23 protein-coding genes are annotated in these 23,592 nt (G+C 54.4%); 12 read left to right on the top strand and 11 right to left on the bottom strand.

Going from position 1 to position 23,592, the window contains the following annotated elements:
• Positions 1–51 precede the first annotated feature (51 nt).
• Together yccA and tusE are read left to right on the top strand one after the other, a co-directional pair.
• A complete protein-coding gene (gene yccA / locus INF86_RS08925) occupies positions 52–711 on the top strand; it encodes an FtsH protease modulator YccA (protein WP_003858127.1) in 660 nt (219 codons plus the stop codon).
• Between the two features lie 88 nt (positions 712–799).
• Positions 800–1,129, top strand: coding sequence for a sulfurtransferase TusE (gene tusE, locus INF86_RS08920; protein ID WP_003858129.1), 330 nt, complete (start codon positions 800–802; stop codon positions 1,127–1,129).
• Here tusE and yccX read toward each other — a convergent pair.
• Positions 1,126–1,407 (bottom strand): acylphosphatase, encoded by a 282-nt coding sequence (gene yccX / locus INF86_RS08915; RefSeq protein WP_003858131.1) that lies wholly within the window; start codon positions 1,405–1,407, stop codon positions 1,126–1,128. The two genes, tusE and yccX, sit on opposite strands and share 4 nt — an antisense overlap.
• A 93-nt stretch (positions 1,408–1,500) precedes the next feature.
• Here yccX and rlmI point away from each other — a divergent pair, with 93 nt between their 5' ends.
• Entirely contained in the window at positions 1,501–2,691 is a 1,191-nt protein-coding gene (gene rlmI / locus INF86_RS08910; RefSeq protein WP_193543437.1) for a 23S rRNA (cytosine(1962)-C(5))-methyltransferase RlmI, read from the top strand.
• A gap of 60 nt (positions 2,692–2,751) precedes the next feature.
• Positions 2,752–3,069, top strand: coding sequence for a heat shock protein HspQ (hspQ, locus tag INF86_RS08905; protein WP_003858136.1), 318 nt, complete (start codon positions 2,752–2,754; stop codon positions 3,067–3,069).
• A 32-nt stretch (positions 3,070–3,101) separates the two neighbouring features.
• Here the strand turns inward: hspQ and INF86_RS08900 are convergent, their stop codons facing one another.
• Positions 3,102–3,515 carry a CoA-binding protein gene (locus INF86_RS08900; protein WP_006809337.1) on the bottom strand — a complete coding sequence of 138 codons (414 nt, stop codon included), beginning with the start codon at positions 3,513–3,515 and terminating at the stop codon, positions 3,102–3,104.
• Between the two features lie 171 nt (positions 3,516–3,686).
• On the opposite strand from INF86_RS08900, the gene INF86_RS08895 reads away from it, so the two are divergent.
• Together INF86_RS08895 and mgsA are read left to right on the top strand one after the other, a co-directional pair.
• Positions 3,687–4,349: a DUF2057 family protein gene (locus tag INF86_RS08895; RefSeq protein ID WP_023305822.1), complete on the top strand. Its 663-nt coding sequence runs from the start codon at positions 3,687–3,689 to the stop codon at positions 4,347–4,349.
• Between the two features lie 80 nt (positions 4,350–4,429).
• Entirely contained in the window at positions 4,430–4,888 is a 459-nt protein-coding gene (gene mgsA, locus INF86_RS08890; RefSeq protein ID WP_003858146.1) for a methylglyoxal synthase, read from the top strand.
• Between the two features lie 53 nt (positions 4,889–4,941).
• Here the strand turns inward: mgsA and helD are convergent, their stop codons facing one another.
• Entirely contained in the window at positions 4,942–6,996 is a 2,055-nt protein-coding gene (helD, locus tag INF86_RS08885; protein ID WP_193543436.1) for a DNA helicase IV, read from the bottom strand.
• Between the two features lie 122 nt (positions 6,997–7,118).
• Here helD and INF86_RS08880 point away from each other — a divergent pair, with 122 nt between their 5' ends.
• Together INF86_RS08880 and yccS are read left to right on the top strand one after the other, a co-directional pair.
• The gene (locus tag INF86_RS08880; protein ID WP_022647660.1) at positions 7,119–7,565 is read left to right on the top strand and encodes a YccF domain-containing protein; all 447 of its coding nucleotides are present in this window, start codon (positions 7,119–7,121) and stop codon (positions 7,563–7,565) included.
• Positions 7,566–7,583: 18 nt separating this feature from the next.
• Positions 7,584–9,746, top strand: a complete 2,163-nt coding sequence (gene yccS, locus INF86_RS08875; protein ID WP_023299744.1) for a YccS family putative transporter — start codon at positions 7,584–7,586, stop codon at positions 9,744–9,746.
• On the opposite strand, the gene INF86_RS08870 is transcribed toward yccS, so the two are convergent.
• Entirely contained in the window at positions 9,703–10,329 is a 627-nt protein-coding gene (locus INF86_RS08870) for a TfoX/Sxy family DNA transformation protein (RefSeq protein ID WP_023299743.1), read from the bottom strand. The two genes, yccS and INF86_RS08870, sit on opposite strands and share 44 nt — an antisense overlap.
• A 217-nt stretch (positions 10,330–10,546) precedes the next feature.
• Here INF86_RS08870 and sulA point away from each other — a divergent pair, with 217 nt between their 5' ends.
• Together sulA and ompA are read left to right on the top strand one after the other, a co-directional pair.
• Positions 10,547–11,056, top strand: coding sequence for an SOS-induced cell division inhibitor SulA (gene sulA / locus INF86_RS08865; RefSeq protein WP_032610196.1), 510 nt, complete (start codon positions 10,547–10,549; stop codon positions 11,054–11,056).
• A 356-nt stretch (positions 11,057–11,412) separates the two neighbouring features.
• Positions 11,413–12,465, top strand: a complete 1,053-nt coding sequence (ompA, locus tag INF86_RS08860; protein ID WP_017694761.1) for a porin OmpA — start codon at positions 11,413–11,415, stop codon at positions 12,463–12,465.
• Positions 12,466–12,530: 65 nt separating this feature from the next.
• On the opposite strand, the gene matP is transcribed toward ompA, so the two are convergent.
• Positions 12,531–12,983 carry a macrodomain Ter protein MatP gene (matP, locus tag INF86_RS08855; RefSeq protein ID WP_006809347.1) on the bottom strand — a complete coding sequence of 151 codons (453 nt, stop codon included), beginning with the start codon at positions 12,981–12,983 and terminating at the stop codon, positions 12,531–12,533.
• Positions 12,984–13,169: 186 nt separating this feature from the next.
• On the opposite strand from matP, the gene INF86_RS08850 reads away from it, so the two are divergent.
• Both INF86_RS08850 and fabA read left to right on the top strand, forming a co-directional pair.
• Positions 13,170–14,930 (top strand): Lon protease family protein, encoded by a 1,761-nt coding sequence (locus INF86_RS08850; protein ID WP_022647656.1) that lies wholly within the window; start codon positions 13,170–13,172, stop codon positions 14,928–14,930.
• A gap of 68 nt (positions 14,931–14,998) precedes the next feature.
• Positions 14,999–15,517 (top strand): bifunctional 3-hydroxydecanoyl-ACP dehydratase/trans-2-decenoyl-ACP isomerase, encoded by a 519-nt coding sequence (gene fabA, locus INF86_RS08845; RefSeq protein WP_000227926.1) that lies wholly within the window; start codon positions 14,999–15,001, stop codon positions 15,515–15,517.
• A gap of 71 nt (positions 15,518–15,588) precedes the next feature.
• On the opposite strand, the gene rmf is transcribed toward fabA, so the two are convergent.
• From rmf to rlmKL, 6 genes are all read right to left on the bottom strand, one after another.
• Positions 15,589–15,756, bottom strand: coding sequence for a ribosome modulation factor (gene rmf, locus INF86_RS08840; RefSeq protein WP_193543435.1), 168 nt, complete (start codon positions 15,754–15,756; stop codon positions 15,589–15,591).
• Positions 15,757–16,010: 254 nt separating this feature from the next.
• Positions 16,011–16,577 (bottom strand): membrane integrity-associated transporter subunit PqiC, encoded by a 567-nt coding sequence (pqiC, locus tag INF86_RS08835; protein ID WP_022647654.1) that lies wholly within the window; start codon positions 16,575–16,577, stop codon positions 16,011–16,013.
• Positions 16,574–18,214 carry an intermembrane transport protein PqiB gene (pqiB, locus tag INF86_RS08830; RefSeq protein WP_022647653.1) on the bottom strand — a complete coding sequence of 547 codons (1,641 nt, stop codon included), beginning with the start codon at positions 18,212–18,214 and terminating at the stop codon, positions 16,574–16,576. Before pqiB ends, pqiC begins: the two co-directional genes overlap by 4 nt.
• A 4-nt stretch (positions 18,215–18,218) precedes the next feature.
• Positions 18,219–19,472, bottom strand: coding sequence for a membrane integrity-associated transporter subunit PqiA (pqiA, locus tag INF86_RS08825; protein WP_022647652.1), 1,254 nt, complete (start codon positions 19,470–19,472; stop codon positions 18,219–18,221).
• Positions 19,473–19,485: 13 nt separating this feature from the next.
• The gene (locus INF86_RS08820) at positions 19,486–21,393 is read right to left on the bottom strand and encodes an ABC transporter ATP-binding protein (protein ID WP_045308863.1); all 1,908 of its coding nucleotides are present in this window, start codon (positions 21,391–21,393) and stop codon (positions 19,486–19,488) included.
• Positions 21,394–21,405: 12 nt separating this feature from the next.
• Positions 21,406–23,514 carry a bifunctional 23S rRNA (guanine(2069)-N(7))-methyltransferase RlmK/23S rRNA (guanine(2445)-N(2))-methyltransferase RlmL gene (gene rlmKL / locus INF86_RS08815; protein WP_032622253.1) on the bottom strand — a complete coding sequence of 703 codons (2,109 nt, stop codon included), beginning with the start codon at positions 23,512–23,514 and terminating at the stop codon, positions 21,406–21,408.
• Positions 23,515–23,592: the final 78 nt, after the last annotated feature.

Genomic DNA, 23,592 nt, shown 5'->3' with positions numbered 1-23,592 from the left:
CGCCGTTTCCTATTCTTTGCGCTAATTACATCTGTCATAAGAGAGTGACTCATGGATCGTATAATTACTTCTTCACGCGACCGCACATCGCTACTCAGCACCCATAAGGTGCTGCGCAATACCTATTTCATGCTCAGCCTGACGCTGGCGTTTTCGGCGATCACCGCGACGGCCAGCACCGTACTGATGCTGCCTTCTCCGGGCCTGATCCTGACGCTGGTGGGTATGTATGGTCTGATGTTCCTGACCTATAAAACCGCGGATAAACCGGTGGGTATTCTCTCCGCTTTCGCCTTCACCGGCTTCCTGGGCTACATCCTGGGGCCAATCCTGAACGCCTATCTGTCTGCCGGAATGGGCGACGTGATTGGTATGGCGCTGGGCGGTACCGCGCTGGTGTTCTTCTGCTGCTCGGCCTACGTGCTGACCACCCGTAAGGACATGTCCTTCCTCGGCGGTATGCTGATGGCGGGTATCGTGATTGTGCTGGTCGGTATGCTGGCGAACATCTTCCTGCAATTGCCTGCTCTGCATCTGGCAATCAGCGCGGTGTTTATCCTGATTTCATCCGGCGCAATCCTGTATGAAACCAGCAACATCATTCACGGCGGTGAGACGAACTATATCCGCGCCACCGTGAGCCTGTATGTGTCGCTGTACAATATTTTTGTCAGCCTGCTGAGTATCCTGGGCTTCGCCAGCCGCGATTAACTCACCGTGCTGTGAACAAAGCCCCGCTTATGCGGGGCTTTGTTTTTTTGGTAGACTGAGGCGGTTTTTGACAAACGCGTGAATGAATATGTTGAGTTTTGAAGGCAAAGAGATCGAAACCGATAACGACGGTTATCTGAAAGAGAGCAGCCAGTGGAGCGAAGCGCTGGCGGAGAAAATTGCGGAAAACGAAGGAATTACCCTCTCCCCGGAACACTGGGAAGTGGTGCGCTTTGTGCGCGAATTCTACCTCGAATTCAACACCTCTCCGGCTATCCGCATGCTGGTCAAAGCCATGGCGAATAAATTTGGCGAAGAGAAAGGCAACAGCCGTTATCTGTATCGCCTGTTTCCGAAAGGCCCGGCTAAACAGGCGACAAAAATTGCCGGCCTGCCAAAGCCGGTAAAATGCATTTAATAGCGAATACTGAAGTCAGCGTATTCCCGGCCGGGTTGATGCGGTTCCGTTAGCACCTTATCAACCCGCGCGCTGCGCGGTCCGCCCGCTTTCAGCCACGCCACCAGCTTCTCTACCCGATCCGCCTCACCGCAGGCCACAACCTCCACGCTGCCATCATCCATGTTACGCGCATACCCCGTCAGTCCGAGCTGAAGGGCTTCGCGCTGGGTGCTGTAGCGGAATCCGACGCCCTGTACAAGGCCATGGACCCAGGCAATGGTGCATACATTTGACATCATCCTTCTCCTTATCCGACTGGCGCGTTGCATTTCCTCGCTGAAGTCGGGAAAATGGCGGCCATTTCATTGGAATCGACAGAATAGCAAATTATGAGTGTACGTTTAGTGTTAACCAAAGGGCGCGAGAAGTCATTACTGCGCCGCCATCCCTGGGTCTTTTCCGGCGCGGTTGCCCGCATAGAAGGTAAAGCCAGCCTCGGTGAAACCATCGATATTGTTGACCATCAGGGGAAATGGTTAGCACGCGGCGCATACTCGCCTGCATCTCAGATCCGCGCGCGCGTCTGGACGTTCGATAAAGAAGAAGCCATCGATATCGACTTCTTTGTCCGTCGTCTGCAACAGGCGCAGCAGTGGCGCGAGTGGCTGGCAAAGCGTGACGGGCTGGACAGCTATCGTCTGATTGCCGGTGAATCCGACGGGCTGCCGGGCGTGACCATTGACCGCTTCGGCAATTTCCTGGTGTTGCAGCTGCTGAGCGCCGGGGCGGAATACCAGCGTGCTGCGCTAATTAGCGCCCTGCAAACCCTGTTCCCGGAATGTGCCATTTACGACCGCAGCGACGTGGCGGTACGTAAAAAAGAGGGCATGGAGCTGACCCAGGGCCCGGTCACCGGCGAACTGCCGCCTGCCCTGCTGCCTATCGAGGAGCACGGCATGAAGTTGCTGGTGGATATCCAGGGCGGCCATAAGACCGGTTATTACCTCGACCAGCGTGACAGCCGTCTGGCAACGCGCCAGTACGTTGCCGATAAGCGCGTGCTGAACTGCTTCTCCTATACCGGCGGCTTTGCGGTCTCTGCCCTGATGGGCGGCTGTGCCCAGGTTGTGAGCGTCGACACCTCACAGGAAGCGCTGGATGTGGCGAAACAGAACGTTGAGCTGAACAAGCTGGATCTGAGCAAAGCGGAGTTTGTGCGCGACGACGTGTTCAAACTGCTGCGTAAATACCGCGACCAGGGCGAGAAATTTGACGTTATCGTGATGGACCCGCCGAAGTTTGTAGAAAATAAAAGCCAGCTGATGGGCGCCTGCCGTGGCTATAAAGACATCAACATGCTGGCGATCCAGCTGCTGAACCCGGGCGGCGTTCTGCTGACGTTCTCCTGCTCTGGCCTGATGACGACAGATTTATTCCAAAAAATCATCGCCGATGCCGCAATAGATGCGGGTCGTGATGTACAATTTATAGAGCAGTTCCGTCAGGCCGCCGATCATCCGGTGATCGCTACCTACCCGGAAGGGCTGTATCTGAAAGGGTTTGCCTGTCGCGTCATGTAACTTGAAAAGAGAAATATTGCCCGCACATAGTGTGTATGTAATGTTTCCCGGGAGGTGACTATGATTGCCAGCAAATTCGGTATCGGCCAGCAGGTCCGCCACACCTTGCTTGGATATTTGGGTGTGGTCGTGGATATCGACCCGGAGTATTCCCTTGATGAACCGTCAGCAGACGATCTGGCCGTTGACGCAGAGCTTCGCGCCGCGCCCTGGTATCATGTGGTTATGGAGGGCGACGATGGTCAGCCTGTCCATACCTATCTTGCCGAAGCGCAGCTGAGTGGTGAACTACAGGATGAGCATCCGGAACAACCCACTATGGACGAGCTTGCTCAGACCATCCGCAAACAGTTACAGGCGCCAAGATTGCGTAACTAAAGGTGTAAAAAAGCCCGTAAAACGGGCTTTTTTTATTTTGCCAGCCCCAGACGGGGAATATCGATTGCCGGACAGCGATCCATCACCACTTTCAGCCCGGCATCGCGTGCCAGCACGGCCGCCTGCTCATTAATCACGCCCAACTGCATCCACAGCGTTTTCGCGCCAATGGCGATCGCCTCCTGCGCCACGCCCCAGGCCGCCTCTGAATTACGGAAAACGTCCACCATATCCACCTTTTCCGGCACGTCCGCGAGCGTCGCATAGCCCTGCTGACCCAGCAGCGTTTTCCCCGCCACCTTAGGCGAGACCGGGATCACGTGATATCCCTGGTCCAGAAGGTATTTCATGACCCGGTAGCTTGGGCGATCCGGTTTATCGCTCGCGCCGACCAGCGCGATAGTGCGCGTGGACGTCAGAATCTCGACAATGTCGTTCTCTTTCATGCTGTTCCTCCTGGTTTTTTTCAAAGTGTACGTCAAAGCAGACATCTCAACCACGCATCCCATACAGAAGTATGAGGGCAAAACGGCAGAATATGTCTATATGTTAGTAAACGTGTTTATCGAAAAATTTTGATACATTCTTACCGGGTGGTTTGTCTACAGGAGTCTGCTATGAAAACCGGCATTGCCTGGGCTGTGGTTGCGTTAATCATGCCGGTTTGTGTTTTCGCAACCACCCTCAGACTCTCAACCGACATTGACCTGCTGGTGCTGGACGGGAAAAAAGTCTCCAGCTCCCTGCTGCGGGGCGCAGACAGCATCGAGCTGGATAATGGCCCGCATCAGGTGGTTTTTCGGGTTGAAAAGACGATTCGCCTCGCCGACAACGAACAGCAGGTGTACATTTCGCCTCCGCTGGTGGTCAGCTTTAATACCCAACGCATCAGCCAGGTCAATTTTCGTCTCCCGCACCTTGAAACAGAAAAAGAGTCACTGGCATTTGATGCCTCACCGCGCATTGAGCTGGTGGACGGGGATTCTATGCCCATCCCGGTAAAGCTGGATATCCTGGCGCTGACAAAAAGGCCAAAAGGAACAGATTACGAAGCGGACACGGAGATCTATAACAGAGCCAGCAGGCGCGCCTCCCTGCCCCAGTTCGCCACTATGATGGCGGATGACAGTACCCTGCTTTCGGGCGTATCGGAGCTGGATGTACTCCCTCCTCAGTCGCAGACCCTTACTGAGCAACGCCTCAAATTCTGGTTCCAGAATGCCGATCCGGACACGCGCGCCCGTTTTCTGCAATGGGCGAAACGACAACCTTCGTCGTAAGCCACATTTTTTCGTCCTTTCTCTTGCAGCATCAGTCAGTTCCCGTCATCGTGTAGCGAGGTAACCTCACGGATAAGATTATGGAACTGACAACACGCACACTTCCGGCGCGCAAGCACATTGCTCTGGTTGCGCACGATCACTGTAAACAAATGCTGCTTAACTGGGTTCGTCGCCATCAGCCTCTTTTACAGCATCATGCCCTTTCTGCTACGGGAACAACCGGCAACCTGATCCACCGCGAAACCGGTCTGGAAGTGAATGCCATGCTGAGCGGCCCGATGGGGGGTGACCAGCAGGTAGGCGCTCAGATTTCGGAAGGTAAAATTGACGTTCTGATTTTCTTCTGGGATCCGCTGAACGCGGTTCCGCATGATCCGGACGTTAAAGCGCTGCTGCGTCTGGCGACGGTATGGAACATTCCGGTAGCCACCAATCTTTCAACGGCAGATTTCATCATTGAATCGCCGCAGTTTAACGATCCGGTGGAGATTTTGATCCCGGATTATCAGCGTTATCTTGCGGAGAGACTGAAGTAGTTTTTTGCCCGGTGGCGCTGCGCTTACCGGGCCTACAGAATTTGCCCGGCGCGTTACGGCTTTCTCGCCACCGGCACGTCAATACTTTTCAAAATATCGACAAACACCGACGGCTCCTCTTTGTTGAACAAGAGCCACACGCGATGGCGCGCGCGGGTTATCGCCACGTACAGTAAGCGCCGCTCCTCTGCATCCGGGAAATCTTCCGGAACAGGTAATAACGCCTCTTCCATCACGGATTCCCGCGCCGGTGCCGGGAATCCGTCACTCCCCTCTTTCAGCCCCACCACAATTACGTAGTCGGCCTGCTGCCCTTTACTGGCGTGAATGGTCATAAAATCGAGCTGTAGCTTTGGCCAGCGCGTTGCCGCTTTTTCCAGCGCCGTCGGCTTGAGGTGGTGATAACGCGCCAGGACCAGAATCCGTTCATCCGGTTTCGCATAGCCGCTCAGTTTATCCAGCAGCGGTTCCAGCTGATCGTCCGCCAGCAGCGTGACGGCCTTTTTATCCCCCGACGTCAGGCTGTTAAGCGGCTTCGACAGCTGATGCGGGTTCTGCTGAATAAAACGGTTGGCAATTTCACCAATCCGCGAGTTGAAGCGGTAGGTGGTGTCCAGATCGCTGCGATCGCCTTCCCCAAAATAGTTATGGAAGGCCGTCGTGAGGGAAAGTTGCGCCCCGCTGAAGCGGTAGATAGCCTGCCAGTCATCGCCCACGGCAAACAGCGACGTGTGTTTATTCTGCGCCCGCAGCGCCGAAAGCAGCGCAGCGCGCTGCGGCGAAATATCCTGAAACTCATCCACCAGAATGTGTTTCCACGGACTGACGAAGCGCCCTTTCTCCAGAATGATAATGGCCTGATGGATTAGCCCGGAAAAATCGACCGCGTTTTCGTCTTTCAGCGCGGTTTTCCACGCTTTCAGCATCGGCGCCATTAGCTTTACCCGCTTAGAAAACACGGCGCGGATCGCTTCCGGTGCGCTTTCTATCATCTCCGCCTGAGAGCCGCCGTGCATGCGCATCAGGCTTACCCACCGGTCGAGACGAGAGCCCAGCCGGCGCGCCAGCTTTTCATCCTGCCAGAAGCTGCCCTCCGGCACCTCCCAGTTGAGTTCCTCTTCAAGCCACTGACGCCAACCTTTCGCCTGCGCCTTTTTTTCACTGCACTGCTGACGCCATGCCTTGATAAACAGCGCCTGGCGAGCCTGAGCATCATTCTCCAGCTTGCTGACAACAGGGACTTTTTTGCTGCCCTGTTGAATGATGTGTAAAGCGAGGGAGTGGAACGTGCACGCCGAGATATCCTGGGTATGCAAACGCGCCTGAATGCGCTCATCCATCTCCTGCGCCGCCTTGCGACCAAAAGCCAGCAGCAAAATCTGGTCGGCAACTGCCTCGCCCGTTGTCAGAAGCCAGCCCGCGCGCGCCACCAGCACCGACGTTTTGCCGCTCCCTGCGCCTGCCAGCACCAGTAAAGAGTGCTCGCCATTCACCACTGCGCGCGCCTGGGCAGGATTGAGAGGCGATGATTCCACCGTACTGAAGAAATCGGCATATTGCGTAAGCATCGCCTCAGTCCAGGTCTGGTTATGCGCCAGACGGCTTTTCTCGATATCGCTAAGCCAGGCCTGACACTTCCGCCACGCATCGCGACAGTTATCAAATTCCTCAAGCCGCGCCACCGGTAAAGGCAATGCCGTCAGCGCCTGGGTGATTTTTTGCTGAAGCCCGGCGGTTTGCTGGCGCGTCAGCCACTTCTGCTGCGTATTGCTTAGCGCGATATCGTCCAGCACCTGATGCAGCACCTGTGCGGCAATCACGCTCATCTCCTGGCTCCACTGGTGCCAGCGCATGTTCAGATGATGGTAGAAGCGTTGGGTTTCCGCCCACTCGGTCCCGTGGAGTCGCACCACTTTCTCTGCCGGCAGAACGAACTCCAGCTCCCCCCATACCAGCCCTCGTTTACAGTGAATGGCCAGTAGCTGATTAAACGGAATAAGGTATTCGTGGCGTTCACCGGAGACTTTCACTCCCGCATTAAGAAGCACAACCTTGTCGTAAGGGTGCTGCGCCAGGCGTTTGCCCATTGAAGTTGCTTTCAGTTCCATATCCTGCCGGATCCACGAGGTCATAATTTGTCAGACAGTTTAACTGCCAGTTTTAAGGTGCTCCAGCCCAAAAAAACGTTACAATCACCGGGCGTTAATCATATCGAAGGAAATGAGGGTTTATGCGTACCGTTCTGAATGTGTTGAATTTTGTCCTTGGCGGTTTTGCCACCACCCTTTCCTGGCTTTTTGCCACCCTGGTGAGCATCGTGCTTATCTTCACCCTTCCGCTGACGCGCTCCTGCTGGGAAATCACCAAACTGTCCCTCGTTCCTTATGGAAATGAAGCCGTGCACGTGGATGAACTGGAGCCGGAAAGAAAAAATGCCCTGATGAATACCGGCGGCACGCTGCTGAATATTTTATGGCTAATCTTCTTTGGCTGGTGGCTGTGTCTGATGCATATCTTCGCCGGTATCGCCCAGTGCATTACGATTATTGGCATTCCGGTTGGCCTCGCTAATTTCAAAATTGCCACCATCGCCCTGTGGCCGGTAGGACGCCGAGTTGTTCCGGTCGAAGTCGCGCAAGCCGCGCGTGAAGCCAATGCCCGTCGTCGTTTTCAGTAATAAGGACTGGCCGCTCTCATGCTAAGCCCCCTGCTTCGTCGCTATACATGGAACAGTAACTGGCTGTATAACGTCAGGATATTTATCGCCCTCTGCGGCACCGTCGCTCTGCCGTGGTGGCTGAATGATGTGAAGCTCACCATCCCCCTCACGCTTGGGGTGGTGGCCGGCGCGCTGGCGGATCTCGACGACCGCCTGGCCGGTCGTTTGCGTAATCTGGTCATCACGCTGGTCTGCTTCTTTATTGCTTCCGCCTCCGTTGAGCTGCTTTTCCCGTGGCCCTGGCTGTTTGCCTTAGGGCTGACGGTGTCCACCAGCGGCTTCATTTTGCTCGGCGGCCTCGGGCAACGCTACGCCACTATCGCGTTTGGCGCCCTGCTGATTGCCATTTACACCATGCTGGGCGTCTCTCTTTACGATCAGTGGTATCAGCAACCGGTCCTGCTGCTATTGGGCGCTATCTGGTATAACCTGCTGACCTTAACCGGGCATCTTATTTTTCCGGTTCGTGCCTTACAGGACAACATTGCCCGCAGTTACGAACAGCTGGCCCACTATCTGGAGCTGAAATCCCGGCTGTTTGATCCGGATATCGAAGAGGACAGCCAGGCGCCCCTGTACGATCTGGCGCTGGCAAATGGCCAACTGGTCGCCACGCTGAATCAGACCAAAGCGTCTCTGCTCACCCGTCTGCGCGGCGATCGCGGTCAGCGCGGTACCCGGCGCACCCTGCACTACTACTTTGTTGCCCAGGATATTCACGAGCGCGCCAGCTCCTCGCATGTACAGTACGCTGATCTGCGCGAGAAATTCCGCTACAGCGACGTGATGTTCCGTTTCCAGCGTCTGCTGTCGATGCAGTCTCAGGCCTGCCAGCAACTTGCGCGCTCAATACTGCTGCGCACGCCCTATCAGCACGATCCTCGCTTTGAACGTGCATTCAGCCACCTGGATGCGGCGCTCGATCGCGTTCAGGCCAGTGGAACTTCGCCGGAACAGTTCAAAGCCCTGGGATTCCTGCTCAACAACCTGAGAGCCATCGATGCTCAGCTCGCCACCATTGAGTCTGAACAGGCGATGGCGATGCCGGGCAATGACGCTGACAACCAGCTTGCCGACGACAGTCTCAACGGTTTCAGCGATATATGGCTGCGCCTGAGCCGTCATTTTACGCCGGAATCCGCCCTCTTTCGCCATGCGGTAAGGATGTCGTTGGTACTGTGCGTTGGCTACGCGTTTATCCAGATAACAGGATTGCACCACGGCTACTGGATCCTGCTGACCAGCCTGTTCGTCTGCCAGCCGAACTATAACGCTACCCGCCATCGACTCGCGCTGCGTATTGTCGGGACGTTAGTCGGGGTCGCCATCGGGCTGCCGGTGCTCTATTTTGTGCCTTCAGTAGAAGGGCAACTGATCCTGATTGTGATTACCGGGGTACTGTTCTTCGCCTTCCGCAATGTGCAGTATGCCCACGCCACGATGTTCATCACGCTGCTGGTTCTGCTCTGCTTCAATCTGCTGGGTGAAGGCTTTGAAGTGGCCCTCCCCCGTGTGATCGACACGCTTATCGGCTGCGCCATCGCCTGGGCGGCGGTGAGCTTTATCTGGCCGGACTGGCGTTTCCGAAATTTACCGCGCGTGTCCGACAGAGCAATGAACGCCAACTGCCGCTATCTGGACGCCATACTTGAGCAATACCATCAGGGTCGCGATAACCGTCTGGCCTATCGGATTGCCCGTCGCGATGCGCATAACACTGACGCAGAGCTGGCTTCCGTTGTCTCGAATATGTCAACTGAGCCGCGCGCCACGGCAGAAATCAGGGAGACAGCCTTCCGCCTGCTGTGTCTGAACCACACGTTCACCAGCTATATCTCTACCCTTGGCGCCCACCGAGAGAAACTGACGAATCCGGGCATCCTGGCACTGCTGGACGATGCCGTTTGCTACGTTGATGATGCGCTTCATCATCAACCTGCGGATGAGCCACGGGTTCACCAGGCACTGGATGAACTGGTGCAACGTATCGCACACCTTGATCCAGGCACCGACAACAAAGCTCCGCTGGTCCTTCAGCAAATTGGCCTGCTTATCGCTTTGCTGCCGGAAATTTGTCGGCTGCGACAGCAGATCGCTACCTGGCGGAATGATGGCCCTGCGACTCAGGCAGCGCATTAAACCACTCCGTAAGCTCCCGGCGAATATCCGCCGGGAGTGCCGCTTCATGTAACCCTTCAATCGCGCCTTCAAGCGCGAACAATACCCGGATACTCAGCGCTTTATTCTTAGAGCGCATTTTCAGCCAGCTCGTCTTCGCCCCCAACTGTCGTAGCGTCTCTTCATTAGTAATGCCCGCCTCCATAAGCAGGACCTCAATCTGAAAGGTCAGGTTCGGCAGATCTTTAAGCCGGTTACGCTGATGGCGCTGGTAGCGCTCTTTCCTGGCGGCATCGAGCGCAAACGAGGAGAGCTGAAGCAGTTTTTCCCTGTTTTGCCACAGACCTTCATCCACACGGTAGTAATTAAGCAGCACAGGACGTCCTCGTTTCATCAGGGTCAGAAAAGAGGAGGCGTTTTTTACACAGTATTTTGCACTTTGCTCACAGGCGCGAAGGTAAAGCTCACCGTCAGACACCATCGCGAACACCGCTTCATCCACGGCAAGGGTATAACCGCCAAACAGGGCGCGATGATGAATTTCGCCCAGCGGAGAGAGGTATTCTTGAGATTGATAAATCCGATCATAAGATATCTTTTTCATGATAATTCCATTAAAAATCATACAGTAACCACGATATTTCTTACTAACGGATCCGTTAGCAGGAAAATAGGCAACTTATTGCCGTTGGGCAAGATGATTTTTTCAGGTTCACCAGGAATGGATGAAATTTGCGAGTCGCTTTCCGAAAATGAGGTTGATCTTTATGCATACAGGGGTTACTGTATATCCATACAGTAACTACAGGGCTGGAATGAATATGTACACTTCAGGCTATGCAAATCACTTAACACCTTCTACTTCTGCCGCAGGCAATGCTGCGCAGAATTCTATCGGGCGTGAATCGACAGGGCTTATCAGTGAAGTGGTTTACCGTGAAGACCAGCCGCTGTTGACACAACTCTTACTCCTGCCGCTTTTGCAGCAGCTCGGGCAACAGTCTCGCTGGCAGCTCTGGCTGACGCCACAGCAAAAATTAAGTCGCGAATGGGTTCAGTCGGCTGGGCTGCCGTTAGCGAAGGTGATGCAGATTAATCAACTCTCCCCTTGCGATACGGTCGAGTCGATGGTCCGGGCATTACGTACCGGGAACTATAGCGTCGTGATTGGGTGGTTGCCTGAGGATCTGTCGCAAGAGGAACATTTGCGTCTGACTGAAGCGGCTGAAGAAGGTAACGCGATGGGTTTCATCATGCGGCCAGTTCGTGGAGATTCCTATCGCAGAGGACAACATCCCGGGCTAAAAATTCACTCAAATGTGTACCATTGAGTCATTTTAAGAGTTTTCCTGGAATTTTTTTCGACCGCAGTATGCAAAAAAAGTTCAACGCGCCAAAACTGCGGCAAGGCTTGTCTGACGCGGTTCTCGTTAATTTTACTGCACAAAATTCGTTCAAAAATTGTTAAATATTAGGTATACGGAACTTTTTTTTTCATATGCCTGACGGACTTCACACTTGTAAGTTTTCAGCTACGTTGTAGACTTTACATCGCCAGGGGTGCTCGGCCTAAGCCGAAGATATCGGTAGGTTTATATTTGACCACGCCCCCCGGTGAAGGATTTAACCGTGATTCCTCCGATGGAGATATTCATGGCAAATTTTGGATGATAACGAGGCGCAAAAAATGAAAAAGACAGCTATCGCGATTGCAGTGGCACTGGCTGGCTTCGCTACCGTAGCGCAGGCCGCTCCGAAAGATAATACCTGGTATGCAGGTGGTAAACTGGGCTGGTCTCAGTTCCATGACACCGGTTGGTACAACAGCAGCCTGAACAACGATGGCCCTACTCACGAGAGCCAGCTGGGTGCAGGTGCGTTCGGTGGCTATCAGGTTAACCCGTATGTTGGCTTTGAAATGGGTTACGACTGGTTAGGTCGTATGCCTTACAAAGGCGACAACGTAAATGGCGCTTTCAAAGCTCAAGGCGTACAGCTGACCGCTAAACTGGGTTACCCAGTAACTGACGATCTGGACGTGTACACCCGTCTGGGCGGCATGGTATGGCGTGCAGACTCCAGCAACAGCATCGCTGGTGACGACCACGACACTGGTGTTTCCCCAGTATTCGCTGGTGGCGTTGAGTGGGCAATGACCCGTGACATCGCTACCCGTCTGGAATACCAGTGGGTTAACAACATCGGTGACGGTGCTACCGTTGGTGTTCGTCCAGACAACGGCATGCTGAGCGTTGGTGTTTCTTACCGTTTCGGTCAGCAGGAAGATGCGCCAGTCGTAGCTCCAGCTCCGGCTCCAGCGCCAGAAGTACAGACCAAGCACTTCACTCTGAAGTCTGACGTTCTGTTCAACTTCAACAAAGCTACCCTGAAACCAGAAGGTCAGCAGGCACTGGATCAGCTGTACACCCAGCTGAGCAACCTGGATCCTAAAGACGGTTCTGTAGTGGTTCTGGGCTTCACCGACCGTATCGGTTCTGACGCTTACAACCAGGGTCTGTCTGAGAAACGTGCTCAGTCTGTAGTTGATTACCTGGTATCTAAAGGTATCCCAGCTAACAAGATCTCCCCACGTGGTATGGGCGAATCTAACCCAGTTACCGGTTCTACCTGTGACAACGTGAAACCACGCGCTGCACTGATCGACTGCCTGGCACCAGATCGTCGCGTAGAGATCGAAGTTAAAGGTATCAAAGACGTTGTAACTCAGCCTGCGGCATAAGTTATCGTCTTATAAAAAAACCCCGCCATGCGGGGTTTTTTATTATCTGAAGAAAAGTAAAAAGCTTATTTTTTACCTAACAGTGCCTGTAGATCGTTTTTCAACGTCGACATCTGGCTGGCATACTTCTCTTTGTGCTCGGCATCTTCAATCAGCTGCACCACCGTTTCCGACAGGGTTTTCCCGCGCCGTTGCGCAAGCCCGGCCAGACGCTGCCAGACCATGAACTCCAGGTCGATGGATTTCTTACGGGTGTGCTGATGCTCGGCATTGAAATGCCGTTTACGACGAGCTCGGATAGTTTGCTTCATCCGGTTTAACAAGGCCGGATTAATGTGTTTCTCGATCCAGCCGTTGACCTGTACCGGTTCGTTTTCGAGGGTCAGCAACATATCCACAGCTTCTTGTGCCGCGCTGGCTTCGATGTAGCAGGTGATCAGCTCCCCTTCACGGTGCTTTTTGACCAGGTACTTCCATTTCCAGCCGCTTTCGAGGTTTTCCAGTTGTTGATATTTCATTGCGATCTCAGTGTTACCGTGTAACTCTGTTCAGAATATCAGTTTTTTGGCAATCTGCTGAAAAGAAATCATATCCTGTGAAACGTCGCAGGCGATCCGCATGACGAAAACCCGAATCCTGATTGGGCAGAGTGCGCCGCTTACGGTATACTCCACGGTTTTACTTCTGACTAAAAAACATCAACTTTGACCATTACGAAACTTGCATGGCGTGACCTGGTTCCGGATACCGAGAGCTATCAGGAGCTGTTTGCACAGCCAGACCTCACAAAAGAACACAAATTCATACTTAGCGAGACACAACCGCGTTTGCATTACGCGCTGGAGCAGATGTCATCCCCATGGGCTACATCTCCTTTCATGCTGCTCAAAGCCCCGGAAGAAGCCGAGTATCTGACGCTTCTCGGTGATGCCATGCGCCAGTTGCAGCCAAAAACGAATGCCGTTTTTGGTGGTCAGTATCATATTGCCGGTCGCGACGTGACATTCGAACCTGCCACGCAGGCAGATGGATTGTTCGCTGCAAAAGGCGAGGTGATCACCGCCAACTGGGTGGAAGCAGAACAGTTGTTCGGCTGCCTTCGTCAGTTCAATGGCGATGTTTCACTGCAACCCGGGCTGGTACACCGCGCGAATGGCGGCGTATTGCTCATCTCTCTTCGCACACTGCTTGCGCAGCCGCTGCTGTGGATGCGCCTGAAAACGGTGGTGACGCAGCAACGTTTTGACTGGGTAGGCTTCGACGATTCACGTCCTCTGCCTGTTTCCATTCCGTCTATGCCGCTGTCGCTGACCGTCGTGCTGACGGGTGACCGTGAATCACTGGCTGACTTCCAGGAAATGGAGCCAGAACTCGCGGAGCAGGCGGTTTACAGCGAATTTGAAGACAATATTCAGATTGCAGATGCCGATGACATGGCGCAGTGGTGTCAGTGGGTTATGGCCGTGGCGGAACGTTTCGCGCTGCCCTCACCTGCCGAGGATGCGTGGCCGGGCTTAATCCGAGAGGCCGTACGCTACACCGGCGATCAGGAAACCCTGCCGCTCTGTCCGCTCTGGATCGGCAAACAGCTGCGTGAAGTGGGCGTTATCAGCGGCAACGGTACGTTCAACGGTGAGCAACTGAGCCAGATGCTGGCCCAGCGTGAATGGCGCGAAGGCTATCTTGCTGACCGTATGCAGGATGAAATTCTGCTTGAACAGATTCTGGTGGAGACCGAAGGCGAACGTATCGGGCAAATCAATGCCTTGTCCGTCATCGAGTTCCCCGGGCACCCGCGCGCCTTTGGTGAGCCTTCCCGTATCAGCTGTGTCGTACACATTGGTGACGGCGAATTTACCGATATCGAACGCAAGGCCGAACTGGGCGGAAACATTCATGCTAAAGGCATGATGATCATGCAGGCATTCCTGATGTCTGAACTTCAGCTCGAGCAGCAGATCCCCTTCTCTGCCTCGTTGACCTTTGAGCAGTCCTACAGTGAAGTCGACGGCGACAGCGCCTCAATGGCAGAGCTGTGCGCCGTGATCAGCGCGCTTGCAGACGTGCCGATTAACCAGAATATTGCGATTACCGGGTCCGTGGATCAGTTTGGCCGTGCCCAACCGGTGGGCGGACTGAATGAGAAAATCGAAGGCTTCTTCGCAATCTGCCAGCAGCGCGGTTTAAACGGCAAACAGGGCGTGATTATTCCGGCACCTAACGCTCGCCATTTGAGCCTGAGCCAGGCGATTCTGGATGCGGTAGAGCAGGAACAATTCACTGTCTGGGCCATCGAAGGGGTTGAGGATGCACTACCCTTATTGACAAACCTGGTCTGGGACGGCGAAGGCCAGACAACCCTGATGCAGACCATTCAGGAACGTATAGCTCAGGCGACACAGCAGGATGCTCGTCATCGTTATCCGTGGCCGTTACGCTGGTTAAGTTGGTTTAGTGCGAACTGATCGGACTTGTTCAGCGTACACGTGTTAGCTATCCTGCGTCCTTCACTAAAATAAGGCTTACTGAGAACATGGTAGATAAACGCGAATCCTATACTAAAGAAGACCTTCTTGCCTCTGGTCGCGGTGAACTGTTTGGCGCGAAAGGCCCGCAGTTACCAGCCCCAAATATGCTGATGATGGACCGTGTCGTGAAAATGACCGAAACCGGCGGCAACTTTGATAAGGGTTACGTAGAAGCAGAACTCGATATCAACCCGGACCTGTGGTTCTTCGGTTGCCACTTTATTGGCGATCCGGTAATGCCTGGCTGCCTGGGCCTCGATGCCATGTGGCAGCTGGTTGGCTTCTATCTGGGCTGGCTTGGCGGTGAAGGCAAAGGCCGTGCGCTGGGCGTAGGCGAAGTGAAATTCACCGGTCAGGTTCTGCCTACCGCGAAGAAAGTCACCTACCGTATCCATTTCAAACGCATCGTTAACCGCCGTCTGATTATGGGCCTGGCGGACGGTGAAGTGTTGGTTGATGGTCGTCTGATCTATACCGCGAACGACCTGAAAGTGGGTCTGTTCCAGGATACCTCCGCTTTCTGATAACGGCTTTTAGCCCCTTCCAGAAAGGCGAAACCTCCGCATTGCGGAGGTTTCTTTTTAAAGAGACGGTATCAAGCAAGTACTGCCCTGTCTCCGATGGCTTCTCGCCAGCCCCCTAGCCAATGGGACCTTTGATTCAGGGCCTGATAGGGACACATTTCTTTAGAACGTCCGGCGATGCCAGCCTGATAACCACGTTGATGAGCCCTTTCCAGGCGATCTCGTTTCTGTCTCTTCATGCCTCGTTTCCCTCATTCTTTTGTCTGGTGGAAAGAAAACAGTGGTTGCAATATGTGCAAGCACAGTTAACGAATACCCCGAATCTGCGTCAGCGTCAACGTTCAAAATTCATACGGGTGTCATATTTGTGAGCTACATGGAAGATCGTTTGTACAAAAAGTGTGATGCGGGACAAGTAACAACCTGAACGTAAAACGAAAAAAAAACCGCAATCAGCAAGAAGCTGAGTGCGGCTTTCGTCGATGAATTTTACTTATGGCAGGCGGGAAATCTCTCTTGCTATAGTAGCCGACTCCTGTGCCCATCCCTGCGCAAGTACTTTCACCATTTCGTCATAGCCATCTTTCTGCTGCTTGAGTTCAAGATGGAAAGGACGCTTAATCAGCTGACCCTGGTGATTCAGCAGCCACTCCCCGCTGATAACAACGGCACCATCATAGCGGCCATGGAATCCCGTCACGTTAACATTCAGAGTGTCCTGATCGCTTCCCAGAGGCTGCGAGGCAACGACCCAACCGGGGAGCTGGCTGCTCAGATTCGCCACCAGCGTATTGCGTAGCTGCTGATCCAGCGGGCTGGCCCACAGGTTATTGTTGGCGATTACATACTGCACATCGCTGGTCTGGTAGACCACCCCGTTGCCCGCCAGGTAATCTGGCACGGCAACCTGCTCAACCCACAGCAGACGGCTGCCCTGCGAGGCGCTGCTCTGCGCCCCCGACTGCGCGCTTAACGGCAGCTGGTAGTAGCTTTTGTTATCGCTTCCAGAGCTACAGGCCGTTAATACCAGTGCGCCTGCGATGATTAGCCATTTTTTCATTGTTTCGCCCTCTTAGGCTCAGGATCCTTTTTATCTTTCGCTTCAAACACCAGCGCGTTGCTCTTTTCATTGAGCGTTTTCAGAACGGGCTGTAGCTCGCGTAAAACCTGATCAAGACGTTGCATATCCGCCACCATCTTGTTGTAGGCCGCTGAGCCCGGCTGGAAGCCCTGCATACTGCGATTCAGTTCTCGCAACGTTTTCTGCATATCCTGCGGCAGCTGCTGCATGGACTGGTTGGCCGTGATCTTGTTGATATTATCCAGGGTGGTTTGCAGACGTTGCATCGTCGCCTGGCTCTGATGCAGTGATCCCGTCGCAGCCTCAAGCATTGGATTCAGCGGCAGATTGTTGATCTTATCCAGCGTTTCCATCAGACGCTGTTGGATCTGCGCCAGGCCACTGCTGACCGTAGGAATGATTTTGTAGCCGCCAAATTCACGGACTCCCGTCATAGGTGGCGCTTTTGGATAGAAGTCCATATCGACATACAACGCCCCTGTCACCAGGTTGCCGGTTTTCAGCGAGCCACGCAGACCGCGATTCATCAGGTCGCTGATATGCTCCCCAATATCCTGATCCTCACCAATCTGGTTAATTAAACGCTCAGGCTCAATGCGTATCAGCACCGGAATACGATAATCATCATCAAGCATTTGCTTGAGTCCCGGAACAAAGTAAGGCACTTGCCCCACTGTACCCAGACGGATACCGCGGAACTCAACTGGCGCTCCTGGCTGCAAGCCGCGTACAGAGTCCTTAAAGAACATCAGATAATCGATGTGATCGGTATAGAGCGCATCCTGAATGCTTTTTTGATCGTCAAACAGTCTGAAGGCGGTTTTTTCCGCCACCGGTTGTCCCAGATCTATACCTTCCGGCACGTCAAAACTGACGCCCCCACCAAACAGCGTGGTGAGTGAACCCATCTCAACGCGCATCCCCGCAGAGGTGAGATCCACAGCGATCCCACTGTCTTTCCAGAAACGAACGTTACTGGTCACCAGTCGGTCATTAGGCGCATTGATAAATAGCTGATAGCTGATGGTCCGTTTTTGCGGATCGAAGGTGCTCGTTTCAACCGAACCGACACGATACCCACGGAACAGCACCGGATCGCCCGGCGAGAGCTGGCCCGCTTTTTTGCTGTCCAGAATGACGCGGATCCCTTTTGCATCCGGTGGCGCAAGCGGCGGTGAATCCAGCAACTGATAGTTTGCTGGCTGGGCGCCTTTATTGCCGGGCTGGAGTTCAATGTAAGCCCCTGACAATAGCGTCCCTAAGCCGCTGATCCCTTCTCTTCCGACCTGCGGTTTCACCACCCAAAAAACGGAATCTTCATGGAGCAGTTTTTCCATGCCAGCATTCAGGCGGGCCTTAATTTCAACATGGGTTAAATCATCCGTCAGGGTCGCGCTTTCCACGACACCCACATCCACGCTGCGGCTCTTGATGGTGGTTTTTCCGCCCTCAATTCCCTCTGCATTGGTGGTAATTAGCGTGACTTCCGGTCCCTGATGGCTGTAATGATAAAACAGGATCCATGCACCGATCAGCGCGGTCACGATGGGGAAAATCCACACCGGCGACCAGTTTCTGACCTTCTGCACTTTAGCCTCTCCACTCTTATTTTCCATGCTCTTACTCTTCCTCATGGCTTGAATCGGGCTCACGATCCCACGATAAACGAGGGTCGAAGGTCATGGCCGCAAACATGGTCATAATGACGACCAAAGCAAACATCAGCGCTCCCATAGCGGGATAAATACTCATCAGCCCACCCATACGCACCAGCGCTGAGAGAACCGCAATCACGAACACGTCAATCATCGACCAACGGCCAACAAATTCCACGACCTCATAAATCAGATGCATGCGCTCACTGTCACGCTTACCGTGCCCTTTTGCATCCCAGCAAAGCCAGGCAATGGCAATCATCTTTAAGGTCGGAACCATAATGCTGGCGAGAAATATGACGCCTGCAACAGGGTATGACCCTTCGCTCCACAGCAAAATTACCCCGGCAAGGATGGTCGAGGGCATTCTGTCGCCGAGCAGATCAGTGATCATGATCGGCAAAATATTGGCGGGCAGATAAAGCATGACAGAGGTCACCAGCAGCGCCATGGTCCATTGCAGGCTATTTTTGCGTCGGACGTGACCTTTTGTTTCACAGCGGGGACACACCTCGACATCCGCGGGCAGCACGGCGGTGCAGCAGGAGCAGGAGCGCAGCCCCTGACGGATACCCGGTACGCCCACCTTTACCGTCTGCGAGAGCGTCGGTGCCGGGGCAATATCGTCCCAGGTCCAGCGTCGGTCCACGCACTGGAAAGCGCGCAGTTGCAGCACGCAATACAGACACCACGGAATAAAGCTGCTGCCAATCCCCACATCGCCGTAGGCCATCAGCTTCACGAAGCTGACCAGGATACCCGCCAGAAAAATTTCCGCCATCCCCCAGCTTTTCAGCTGGAACAGGATCCGCGCGAGTTTGATTTTAAGGGCGGTGGGCATCCTGACGCGATTGACCAGTAGCAGAATGACGACCAGGCAAAAAGCCGGGACTATCTGCACGAACAGAAGAAAGAAGGTGCCAAGGCTGGCGTAATCTTCCGAGAACATCACGCCTGGAATTTCCAGTAACTCCACCTGGCTTACCATCCCGCCCACTTTCATAGAGATGAAAGGGAAGAGATTGGAGAGTAGTAACATGAACAGGGCTGCCAGTGCGTAAGCCGTAGGACGCTGCCTTGGCGCGTCCCACTCGGTCGTCAGCGTAGCTCCGCAGCGCGGGCAGGCAGCCTTATGTCCGTGACCAAGCTCTGGCAACGCCACGAGCATATCGCATTGCGAGCATAAAATATGCCGATCGGCATGGTGCTGGTCACACATAGATTATCCCTGTTTATGCGCCGTTTTTCAGAGACTCAAGGTACTCCCAGCGCTCAAATGCCTCTTCCAGCGCCTGCTCGGCCTGGGAGAGTTCAGCCAATACTTTCTGAGTATAGTCGTGAGGCTGCGTAAAGAATGACGCATCAGCGACCTGAATTTGCAGTGCTTCCAGTGCGGCTTCCAGCTCTTCCAGACGCTGCGGCAGCCCTTCCAGCTCGCGCTGCAAATTATAGCTCATTTTAGCAGGAGACTTTTTGACAGTTTCTGCTTTCACAACAACAGGTTCAGCGACATTTTTGGTCTTCGCCTGTTTTTGCGCCAGCGACTGCGATTGCTGTCCACGCGCGTCATGATAGCCGCCCACATATTGACCGATGCGTCCTTCGCCTTCGAAGATCCAGCACTCGGTCACGGTGTTATCGACAAATTGACGATCGTGGCTGACCAGCATCACGGTTCCCTGATAGCCATCAATCAACTCTTCCAGCAGTTCCAGCGTTTCGACATCCAGATCGTTCGTCGGTTCATCGAGAATCAGTAAGTTACTGGGTTTCAGGAACAGGCGCGCCAGTAAAAGACGGTTACGCTCACCGCCGGACAGCGCGCGCACAGGCGTCAGGGCGCGTTTTGGGTGGAACAGGAAGTCCTGAAGGTAGCCCAGCACGTGACGCGGCTTGCCGTTAACCATCACCTCCTGTTTACCCTCTGCGAGGTTGTCCATCACCGTACGGTCCGGATCCAGCTCTGCGCGATGCTGGTCAAAGTACGCTACTTCCAGCTTGGTACCACAGTGAATACGACCGCTGTCTGCCTGCAACTGGCCCAGCATCAGTTTCAACAGCGTGGTTTTGCCGCAGCCGTTTGGACCAATAAGCGCAATTTTGTCGCCGCGCTGAACCTGTGCGGAGAAATCGTTCACCAGCACTTTGCCGTCAACCGAATAACTCACGTTCTCCATTTCGAAGACAATCTTGCCCGAGCGGGACGCCTCTTCCACCTGCATTTTGGCGCTACCCATGACTTCACGGCGTTCGCTACGTTCGCGGCGCATCGCCTTCAGGGCGCGAACGCGGCCTTCATTACGGGTACGACGCGCCTTGATGCCCTGACGGATCCATACCTCTTCCTGCGCCAGCTTGCGGTCGAACTCGGCGTTTTGCAGCTCTTCCACGCGCAGGTTCTCTTCTTTCTCCAGCAGATAGGTATCGTAATCGCCCGGATAGGTCACCAGCTTGCCGCGGTCGAGGTCGACAATGCGCGTGGCCATGTTGCGGATGAACGAACGGTCGTGGGAGATGAAGATAATGGTGCCATTGAAAGTTTTCAGGAACCCTTCCAGCCAGTCAATCGCTTCGATATCCAGGTGGTTCGTTGGTTCGTCCAGCAGCAGTACCCTGGGCCCGCTCACCAGGGCACGGCCCAGCGCGGCTTTACGCAGCCAGCCGCCGGAGAGCGCCGACAGCTCCATATCCGCTTCCAGGCCAAGCTGAGCCAGCACTTCGTTAATGCGGTTTTCCAGCTGCCACAGGCCATGGTGATCAAGCATCTCCTGCACTTTTGCCAGCTCGTTGAGATTTTTGTCGCTCGGGTCGGTCATGACCAGATGCGAAATCTCGTGGTAGCGCTTGAGGTATTCCGCCTGCTCTGAAATTCCTTCGGCCACAAAATCGTACACGCTGCCGGTAACGTTACGCGGCGGATCCTGTTGCAGACGAGAGACGACCAGATCCTGCTCGTAAACAATACGGCCGTCGTCCAGCCCCTGCTCACGGTTGAGGATTTTCATCAGCGTCGATTTACCTGCGCCGTTACGGCCGACCAGACAGACGCGCTCGTTATCTTCGATATGCAGCTCTGCATTATCGAGAAGCGGTGAGTCGCTGAAAGAGAGCCACGCGCCGTGCATACTAATTAAAGACATTTATTTTTCCTTTCAGACTGCGGAGATCAGCCAGCAGTTGTGGATTTGACGGTTACGGGCAAAGTCCTGAGACAGCGTTTTTTGGCTGATTTCTTGTGCTTTCAGTCCCAGTTCGGCCAGGCCGTCGTGATCCATGCGGAATCCGCGCTTGTTATTCGAGAACATAATGGTGCCGCCTTTACGCAGCAGACGCTTCAGGTCGGTCATCAGGCGCAGGTGATCGCGTTGAACGTCAAAGCTATCCTCCATACGCTTGGAGTTAGAGAAGGTCGGCGGATCGATAAAGATCAGATCAAACTGCTCGTCGGTATCGCGCAGCCAGCCCAGCACGTCGGCCTGTAACAGGCGATGCTGACGACCGGTTAAGCCGTTAAGACGCAGGTTGCGCTCTGCCCACTCCAGATAAGTACGGGACATATCGACCGTGGTGGTACTACGCGCCCCACCAAGCCCTGCATGAACGCTGGCGCTGCCGGTATAGGAGAACAGGTTCAGGAAGTCTTTGCCCTTACTCATCTGTCCCAGCATGCGGCGGGCGATGCGGTGATCGAGGAACAGACCGGTATCAAGGTAATCGGTCAGGTTAACCCACAGGCGCGCATTATATTCGCCCACTTCGATGAAGTCGCCCTTCTCGCCCATCTTCTGATACTGGTTTTTGCCTTTCTGACGCTCACGGGTTTTCAGCACCAGCTTGTTTGGCGAAATGCCGAGTACGGCGATGGTGGCCGCAATCACATCCAGCATACGCTGACGCGCTTTTTGCGCATCAATGGTTTTCGGCGGGGCGTATTCCTGAACCACCACCCAGTCTGCATAGCGGTCAACCGCCACGTTGTATTCCGGCAGGTCAGCGTCGTAAAGGCGATAACATTCGATGCCTTCCTGCTTCGCCCACTTCTCAAATTTCTTCAGGTTTTTGCGCAGGCGGTTGGCATAATCTTCCGCCACGCCAGACGGTTTGCTGTCCGCTGCTATCTCTGCCAGATGGTAGTTTTTCTGCACGCAGTCCAGCGGGCCGTTTTTCGCCTTGAACTGGCGATCGGCACGTAATTGCAGGCAGCTCAGCAGCTCCGGCGAGGCGCTAAACAGGGAGAGGTTCCAGCCGCCGAAATGCGCTTTCATGTTGCGGCCCAGCAGGCTGTGTAGCGCAATCAGCGCTGGCTCGCTGCCAAGACGCTCACCATACGGCGGGTTGCTGATCACCGTACCGTACGGGCCTTTTGGCAGCGGATTGGTCAGGTTCGCCACATCTTTGACGTCGAAGGTCACCAGCTCACCGATACCGGCACGACGGGCGTTGCTGCGCGCGCGTTCAATCACCCGTGGGTCGTTGTCCGAACCGTAAAAGTGAGAGGTGTACTCCGCCAGCCCTTTACGGGCACGGGTCTGCGCGTCGTCTTTGACCTCTTTCCAGAGGGCTTCATCGTGCTGCGCCCAGCCTTTGAAGCCCCACTGTCCACGATGCAGCCCTGGCGCGCGGTCGGTGGCCAGCATCGCGGCTTCAATCAGCAGCGTACCGGAACCGCACATTGGATCGAGCAGCGGCGTACCCGGCTGCCAGCCGGAGCGCATCACGATAGCGGCGGCCAGTGTCTCTTTGATTGGGGCCATGCCGGTGCGATCGCGATAGCCGCGCAGATGCAGGCCTGCGCCGCTCAGATCCAGGGAAATACTGGCAGTGTCGCCGTTCAGCCAGACGTTGATACGCAGATCCGGGTTTTCACGATCAACGTTCGGACGTTCTCTATTACGACGCGTGAAGCAGTCCACAATGGCGTCTTTGACGCGCAGGGCACCGTACTGGCTGTTGCGGATCTCATCGTTGACGCCGTTGAAATGCACCGCAAAGGTAGCGTCCGGGGTGAAGATCTCTGTCCAGTCGATCATCTGTACACCGGTGTAGAGATCAAGATCGCTGTAGACCTTGCACTCTTTCATCGGCAGCATGATGCGCGACGCCAGACGGCTCCACATCAGGCTCTGGTAAATAAGCCGCGTGTCGCCCTCAAAATGGACACCACCCTGAACCACCTGGCACTCTTTCGCGCCCAGGGTTTCCAGTTCAGTTTTTAACAGCTCTTCCAGCCCACGGGCCGTACTGGCAAACAGAGAATTCATATCGTCACTTTTACTCATAGAAAATTGTCGCGCATTATAGCTAATATGGCGTGTATGTCATAAAGTTGAAGGCTTATT

The sequence above is a fragment of the Enterobacter cloacae complex sp. I1M genome, assembly GCF_014982425.1.
Lineage (GTDB): Bacteria > Pseudomonadota > Gammaproteobacteria > Enterobacterales > Enterobacteriaceae > Enterobacter > Enterobacter intestinihominis.
The sequence above is the reverse complement of the archived record's forward strand: the minus strand, read 5'-3'. Positions and strand labels throughout refer to the sequence as shown.

Coding starts and splice junctions, on each gene's coding strand:
- mgsA (WP_003858146.1), top strand. CDS start 4,430: ATGGAACTGACAACACGCACACTTCCGGCGCGCAAGCACATTGCTCTG.
- tusE (WP_003858129.1), top strand. CDS start 800: ATGTTGAGTTTTGAAGGCAAAGAGATCGAAACCGATAACGACGGTTAT.
- INF86_RS08870 (WP_023299743.1), bottom strand. CDS start 10,329: ATGAAAAAGATATCTTATGATCGGATTTATCAATCTCAAGAATACCTC.
- yccX (WP_003858131.1), bottom strand. CDS start 1,407: ATGTCAAATGTATGCACCATTGCCTGGGTCCATGGCCTTGTACAGGGC.
- yccS (WP_023299744.1), top strand. CDS start 7,584: ATGCTAAGCCCCCTGCTTCGTCGCTATACATGGAACAGTAACTGGCTG.
- fabA (WP_000227926.1), top strand. CDS start 14,999: ATGGTAGATAAACGCGAATCCTATACTAAAGAAGACCTTCTTGCCTCT.
- yccA (WP_003858127.1), top strand. CDS start 52: ATGGATCGTATAATTACTTCTTCACGCGACCGCACATCGCTACTCAGC.
- INF86_RS08880 (WP_022647660.1), top strand. CDS start 7,119: ATGCGTACCGTTCTGAATGTGTTGAATTTTGTCCTTGGCGGTTTTGCC.
- pqiA (WP_022647652.1), bottom strand. CDS start 19,472: ATGTGTGACCAGCACCATGCCGATCGGCATATTTTATGCTCGCAATGC.
- INF86_RS08900 (WP_006809337.1), bottom strand. CDS start 3,515: ATGAAAGAGAACGACATTGTCGAGATTCTGACGTCCACGCGCACTATC.
- rlmI (WP_193543437.1), top strand. CDS start 1,501: ATGAGTGTACGTTTAGTGTTAACCAAAGGGCGCGAGAAGTCATTACTG.
- rmf (WP_193543435.1), bottom strand. CDS start 15,756: ATGAAGAGACAGAAACGAGATCGCCTGGAAAGGGCTCATCAACGTGGT.
- ompA (WP_017694761.1), top strand. CDS start 11,413: ATGAAAAAGACAGCTATCGCGATTGCAGTGGCACTGGCTGGCTTCGCT.
- sulA (WP_032610196.1), top strand. CDS start 10,547: ATGTACACTTCAGGCTATGCAAATCACTTAACACCTTCTACTTCTGCC.
- matP (WP_006809347.1), bottom strand. CDS start 12,983: ATGAAATATCAACAACTGGAAAACCTCGAAAGCGGCTGGAAATGGAAG.
- INF86_RS08895 (WP_023305822.1), top strand. CDS start 3,687: ATGAAAACCGGCATTGCCTGGGCTGTGGTTGCGTTAATCATGCCGGTT.
- helD (WP_193543436.1), bottom strand. CDS start 6,996: ATGGAACTGAAAGCAACTTCAATGGGCAAACGCCTGGCGCAGCACCCT.
- rlmKL (WP_032622253.1), bottom strand. CDS start 23,514: ATGAATTCTCTGTTTGCCAGTACGGCCCGTGGGCTGGAAGAGCTGTTA.
- INF86_RS08820 (WP_045308863.1), bottom strand. CDS start 21,393: ATGTCTTTAATTAGTATGCACGGCGCGTGGCTCTCTTTCAGCGACTCA.
- pqiC (WP_022647654.1), bottom strand. CDS start 16,577: ATGAAAAAATGGCTAATCATCGCAGGCGCACTGGTATTAACGGCCTGT.
- hspQ (WP_003858136.1), top strand. CDS start 2,752: ATGATTGCCAGCAAATTCGGTATCGGCCAGCAGGTCCGCCACACCTTG.
- pqiB (WP_022647653.1), bottom strand. CDS start 18,214: ATGGAAAATAAGAGTGGAGAGGCTAAAGTGCAGAAGGTCAGAAACTGG.